Genomic DNA, 5446 nt, shown 5'->3' on the forward strand with positions numbered 1-5446 from the left:
GGGCTCGTGCGCGTGGGGTTCTTGCTGTTACCCCCCCCCCGGCGCGGCGGCGCGGCGGCCCGCCCCCCCGCCGCCCCCCCCCCCCCCCCCCCCGCGGTGGGTCGCCGCATGGCGAGGGGGTCAGACCTCGACGGCCACGTACTGCTTGCCCTGGTCGTTCTCGATGACGATCTCGGCGACGTCGTCCATCGGGACCGCCGCCGAGCCGTCGATGTTCGAGCCCTTCTCCTTGTCGGCGACGCGCCAGCTGCCGGCGATCTCGCGGGCGCCGCTCTTCGTGACCACCACCATGCGGCAGCGTTCGCCCGTCGGGATGCCCGTGACCGAGGCGTTGAGGCGGATCCACTCGACGGCGGGCGTCACCCGGAGTCGCATCTCGCTGCCGCTCTGCGCACCGCGGCCCTCGAAGACCTTGCTGCTGACCGGCGGCGCCGTGGGAACGCCCGCCGTGGCGGTGGGCGCCGGCGGGGCGGCCTCCGGGATCCGGTCGCCGGTGTTCTGTCCGATGAGCACGCCGCCGCCGAGAACGGCCGCCGCGGCGACCGTCGCGGCCACGGTCAGGAAGGCGCGCCGCCGTACGGCCTGGGCGGCGCGTTCGCCGCGCACCTGCCGCAGCGTGCGCTGCAGCAGCAGGTCCCCGCCCTCGGGCGGTCCGTCGAGGAACGCCTCGGGGGGCACCTCGCCGAGCGCGGACTCCATGTCCCGCAGCTCCTCCAGTTCGGCGCGGCACCTCTGGCACGACGCCACGTGCTCGTCGACGGTCCGTACCTCCTGTTCGTCGAGAGCGCCGAGGACGTAGGCGCCGAGCAGCTCGCTGTCGTGTTCCTTGATGCTCATACCGCCACTCCCTTCAACCGCACGGCGCCCATCGCCTCCGGTCTGTCCGTGTACATGTCGCGCAGTGCCTTCAACGCATAGTGTGACCGGGACTTGACCGTCCCGGGTGGGATCCCGAGGCTCTGGGCGGCCTCTGCGACGCTCCTGCCCCGGAAGTAGATCTCCAGGAGCACGTCCCGGTGGTCGGGGGAGAGCCGGTCGAGCGCGTCCGCGACGACCATCGAGTTCACCACGTCCTCCGCGTGGTCCCGTTCGACGGGCTGGGTGGTGGGCGATTCGGCGACCTCCGTGGGGCGCACGGCCTTGGCCCGGTACCGGTCCGTGATGATGTTGCGGGTCACGGTGAGCAGCCATCCGCGCACCGATCCCTTGCCGTTGACCAGGGCCTCGGGGTGCTTCCAGGCCCGGATCAGGGTTTCCTGGACCACGTCCTCCGCGGCGCTGCGGTCGCCGGTCAGGCGCTGCGCGTACGCGAGGAGGGCTCTGCCGTGTTCCTCGTAGAGGGACCGGATCAGTGCCTCGTCACCGGTGTCCCTCTTCTGCCGACTGCGGAACCCCAATACCGCCATCCATCTCTCCGTCCTCTCCTGGGCCGACGCGATGGACACGGACAGCCGGCCGGGTCGGTTCAACCCGTTCTCGAAGTCGGCCGGATCGCCGTCACGCGGCCGTGCACCGGCGGTCCCGGTTGACGCAGCGCACGAGTTCCGCCATGCGGTCCGCGGTCATCACGTTCACGAACATGGCGTGGTCGGTCAGGGGGTCCCGGAGCTGTTCCGGGAAGGAGTCCACGGCGAACGGGACGCCGTCCGGGAGGTCGTACGTGAGGGTGACCCGCAGCTGCGGCACCGGGAACGTGGCCCTGGGGCAGGTGCCGTCGGCGGTGGGGAACCGGACGTGGGCGCGATGGCCCGGACTGTCGGTGGCGAGGCCGTCCCAGCAGCTCGGGAAGTCCAGGGTGCGGGTGGGACCGCTGCCCGGTGGGCAGCGCACGTAGCGGGTGCTGAAGCGGTCCGGATGGCCGGAGCAGCCCCACTGCGCGCGGGCGTCGGTGCTCGCGGTGGTGGCCGCGACCGGGTCGCCCGTCACCAGCCGCAGGAAGCGGGGCATGGCGACGACCGAGCTGGCCGGGTTGCCCCGGAACTCCACCCGCACCGACGAGGCCGTGAGGATCTCGCCGCTGTTGCCGTGCGCCCCGCCGCCGGGCTCGTGGGCGTCGGCGCCGGTGCGGTCGAGCCGGCGCAGCACGGGCCAGAAGTACGTGGACCGGTCACCGCCCGCGCAGGTGGTGTCGGCGGCGGCCAGGGTCTCGTCGGTGGACAGGGCGTCCGTGGACAGGTTGCCGACGTAGTCGTGCGTGTGGTGGGCGCCGTTGACGATGCCGGGGGAGACGACGACGTTGTCCGCGTTGCGGTGGCCGTCCTCATTGCGGCCGCAGTCGACGGTGTAGCTCCCGGTGGAGGCGTCGGGGCCCCCGACGGGTGCCGTGGACCGGGCGACCTGCGCCAGGTCCACGTACTGGTGCCCGGCAGGTGCGGCGGCCGGTCGTCCGGGACCGGCCGCGCCGAACGTGGCCACGCCCAGGCACAGGGACAACGCGAGCGTCACGGGCAGAACGCCCCAGAACAAGCGGGACTTGGGAGGGGGAAGAGAGATCCGCACGGGAGCAGGGTTCCATCAGCGGCCTGGGCGGGCAAGACGCCATGGACCGGGGCGGAATCGCGGTCGACCCCCTCGTCGGTGAACCTCAGCGGAACAACTGACCCCGTACGGCGCCCTCGGGGAACTCCCGGGTCGGCAGGTTCGCGTAGAAACCGGTCGGACCCTCCTTGAGCCGGGCGAGGAACGACGCGTCAGGGGCGCTGACGCTCCCGGAGATCCCGAAGATGTTCTTCGGCACGGGCGAGACGAACAGCGGCAGCCGCAAGGCCCCGTTCTCGCCCAGGGCCCCCTCGTGGACGTGCCCGGACAGCGGCGGTCCGGTGTTCACCCAGACCAGGGAGTAGTCGACACGGTCCGTCCGGGGGTGCAGGAACGTGGTGCTGTGACCGTCCGGATCGCCGGCCCGGTCCGGAGCGCCCGCCGGAACCTCCTGGCCGCCGTCCGCGAGCGCGCGGAGCCTGCCGCCCCGGATGACGCTGAGCGGGTTCACCGGCTTCCCGAGCGGCCGGAGCTGGCCACGGACGGCACCGCCGGGGAACGCCTCCGTGCGCAGGTCCACGTAGAAGCCGTCGGGATCGCGGCGGAGCAGTTCGGCGAGCGCGGGAGTGGACACCGAGGTCTGCCCGGCGGCGGAGGACACCGAGGCGGGCATCGGGGTGGTGAACAGCTCGGCCACGGCCGCCCCGGCGGCCCCTGCCCCGCCCCGGCGCAGGTGGGCCCGCGCCGGGACGTCGACGCCGTTCCAGGACAGGGCGAAGGTGACGCGGTCGCCCTTGACCTTGACGAGCGCGATGGCCCGGCCGTCCCGGTCGCCGGTCGCCGTCCCGCTCTTCTCCGGCACCCCTTGGTCACCGGTGAGGCGGGCCATCAGCGACACGGCGGGCGCCCGCGCCGCCAGGAGGCCGGCGGCCGGTGCCTGCCCTTCCCGCGAACCTCCGGCGCCGGAGCCGCCGTCGGCGGTCGCCGGGGTCGTACCGGTGAGACCGGCGAGCGCGATCACGGCGGCGACCACCGGGGTGAGCCTGCGCATGTCTGTCGTCCTTCCAGCAGTGGGGTCCTGTCGCGTCGAGCACGTGCGCGCGGGTCCACCGGTTCACCACCGCCCGTGCCGGCTCCGCTTGAACCCCGGCGGGTGCCGGGACGTGTGGGCCGCGGGGAACTCACCCCTCGCCATCACCCCGTACGAGAGAGGGCATCACCATGCGCGTCCACAAGGCACTGTTCGCGGTCCCGCTGGCGCTCGCCGCCTGCGGCGCCGGGAACGACGGCGGCACGGGCGACGGCGGCACCGGCGACGGCGGCGGGAGGAAGGCCGCGCCGAAGCCCGCACCCGCCACGACCGTCACCGTGGCGGACTCCGGCCTCGGCTCCATCCTGGTCGACGACAAGGGCCGCACCCTCTACGCCTTCACCAAGGACAAGGCCGCCGAGAGCACCTGCGACGCCGCGTGCATCGCCGTGTGGCCCGCGCTCACCGGTCCTTCCCCGGCCGCCGCCGGCCCGGGAGTCGAGGCGGCCCTGCTGCGCGAGGCCAGGAATCCCGGGGGCGCCGTGCACGTCACGTACGGGGACTGGCCGCTGTACTACTACGTCGGCGACGCGGCCCCCGGTGACGTCAACGGCCAGGGCCTGGACGGCGCGTGGTTCGCCGTCGCCCCCGACGGCAAGCTCGTCCGCAGGACCCCGTGACCGCGTCGGACCCCCGCCCGGACGGACGGGTGAACCGCCTCCCGCACACAGCCGTGCCTGGAGCGGGCGGGGTCCACCCGCCCGGCCACACGCACGGCGACACACGCGGGAGGAGCCTTGGCCGAGATCGAGATGCCGGGAGACGAGGTGGAACGCCTCGGCGGACTCCTGCGACGGGTGGTGGAGCTCATCGACACCAGACCGTCGGGTTTCACCGCCGAAGACGTCGGACCGCCGCTGGTGCGCCCCGGCAGCAACTTCGACGAGCAGTGGAACGACGGACGGACCCAGGTCAAGCGCAACACCAAGGACCTGCAGGACGCCTGCGAGGCCATCGTGAAGGCGTTCGACGACTTCGACCGGCAGATGGGCGAATCCCTGAAGGGCGACGGCAACGGCGGCGACCGCCCCGGCCGGTGACCGGCGCCCCGACGGCCGCGCCCGGGCCCGATCGGGCAGACCTGACAGAACGAGCTGAGGAGCACGGTCCCATGACCACTGGTTCGCCCACCTTCGGGATCGGCATCCCGGAGAACTGGACGGAGTACGACCTCCACGGCGACACCCTCGCCGAACGCCGCGCCGAGATGCTGCGGCACGCCCCGAGGAAGGAGGACCGGGACGCCGTCAACCAGGCGTTCCGCAGCGCGCGGCGCATCATGGACGGCGCCCGGCGGCGAGGAGCGGTCTACGCCGCGGGCACCACCACCATGTACGAGGACGGCCTGCTGATGGCGGGGCTGATGGTGTTCAGCGTGACGCCGCCGGCCGGCGCGGACTTCTCGGCGAGGGGTCTCGCCAAGGAGTTCTCCGCGAGCGGGGGCCGCCGCCGCGAGGGTACCTCCCGGACCCTCACGACACGGACGCTGCCGCACGTCGGTCCGGTCGGCCGGATGACCGGCATCGAGGAGACCGAGGTCGCCGAAGGCGTCTCGTCCAAACTGGTGGTGACGCACACCTTCGTACCGGTTCCCGGGGGTGAGCGCGTCCTGATCGTCACCTGCTTCAGCCCGAACATCCCGCTCGCCGAGCCGCTGTACGATCTCTTCGACGCCATCACCTCGACGTTCGCCTTCGGCGACGGGGATCCGACGGCCGAGGGCACGGGGACCTGACCGGAGCCGACTTCGGAAGCGAGAGGGGCCCGGGGTGCGAGCGGGCAAACCCCCCCCGCCGCCGGGGGGGCCGGCGGGGAGCCCCCCCCCCCCCGCCGGGGCCCCCCCGCGGGGTGACGCCCGACGCCCCCAAGGACAGCTAG

At 73.4% G+C, this 5446-nt stretch carries 7 protein-coding genes; 3 read left to right on the forward strand and 4 right to left on the reverse strand.

From position 1 onward, the window contains the following. Positions 1 to 120: 120 nt before the first annotated feature. From ACFW1I_RS13850 to ACFW1I_RS13865, 4 genes are all read right to left on the reverse strand, one after another. On the reverse strand, positions 121 to 837 hold the full coding sequence (locus tag ACFW1I_RS13850; protein WP_384669519.1) for an anti-sigma factor family protein: 717 nt from the start codon (positions 835 to 837) through the stop codon (positions 121 to 123). Then, positions 834 to 1406, reverse strand: coding sequence for a sigma-70 family RNA polymerase sigma factor (locus ACFW1I_RS13855; RefSeq protein ID WP_384669521.1), 573 nt, complete (start codon positions 1404 to 1406; stop codon positions 834 to 836). Before ACFW1I_RS13855 ends, ACFW1I_RS13850 begins: the two co-directional genes overlap by 4 nt. 91 nt (positions 1407 to 1497) lie before the next feature. Continuing rightward, positions 1498 to 2445: a DUF1996 domain-containing protein gene (locus ACFW1I_RS13860; RefSeq protein ID WP_384669522.1), complete on the reverse strand. Its 948-nt coding sequence runs from the start codon at positions 2443 to 2445 to the stop codon at positions 1498 to 1500. A gap of 139 nt (positions 2446 to 2584) precedes the next feature. After that, positions 2585 to 3529, reverse strand: coding sequence for a CHRD domain-containing protein (locus tag ACFW1I_RS13865; protein WP_384669524.1), 945 nt, complete (start codon positions 3527 to 3529; stop codon positions 2585 to 2587). 170 nt (positions 3530 to 3699) lie between these two features. Between ACFW1I_RS13865 and ACFW1I_RS13870 the strand changes: the two genes are divergently transcribed. The 3 genes from ACFW1I_RS13870 to ACFW1I_RS13880 all read left to right on the forward strand — a co-directional run bounded on the left by ACFW1I_RS13870 (position 3700) and on the right by ACFW1I_RS13880 (position 5303). Beyond that, positions 3700 to 4188, forward strand: a complete 489-nt coding sequence (locus tag ACFW1I_RS13870) for a hypothetical protein (protein WP_384669525.1) — start codon at positions 3700 to 3702, stop codon at positions 4186 to 4188. Positions 4189 to 4305: 117 nt separating this feature from the next. Then, positions 4306 to 4608 (forward strand): hypothetical protein, encoded by a 303-nt coding sequence (locus tag ACFW1I_RS13875; protein ID WP_384669527.1) that lies wholly within the window; start codon positions 4306 to 4308, stop codon positions 4606 to 4608. 71 nt (positions 4609 to 4679) lie between these two features. Next, positions 4680 to 5303, forward strand: coding sequence for a hypothetical protein (locus ACFW1I_RS13880; protein ID WP_384669529.1), 624 nt, complete (start codon positions 4680 to 4682; stop codon positions 5301 to 5303). Positions 5304 to 5446: the final 143 nt, after the last annotated feature.

Origin of the sequence: Streptomyces sp. NPDC058955 (genome assembly GCF_042741435.1) — a bacterium.
GTDB lineage: Bacteria > Actinomycetota > Actinomycetes > Streptomycetales > Streptomycetaceae > Streptomyces.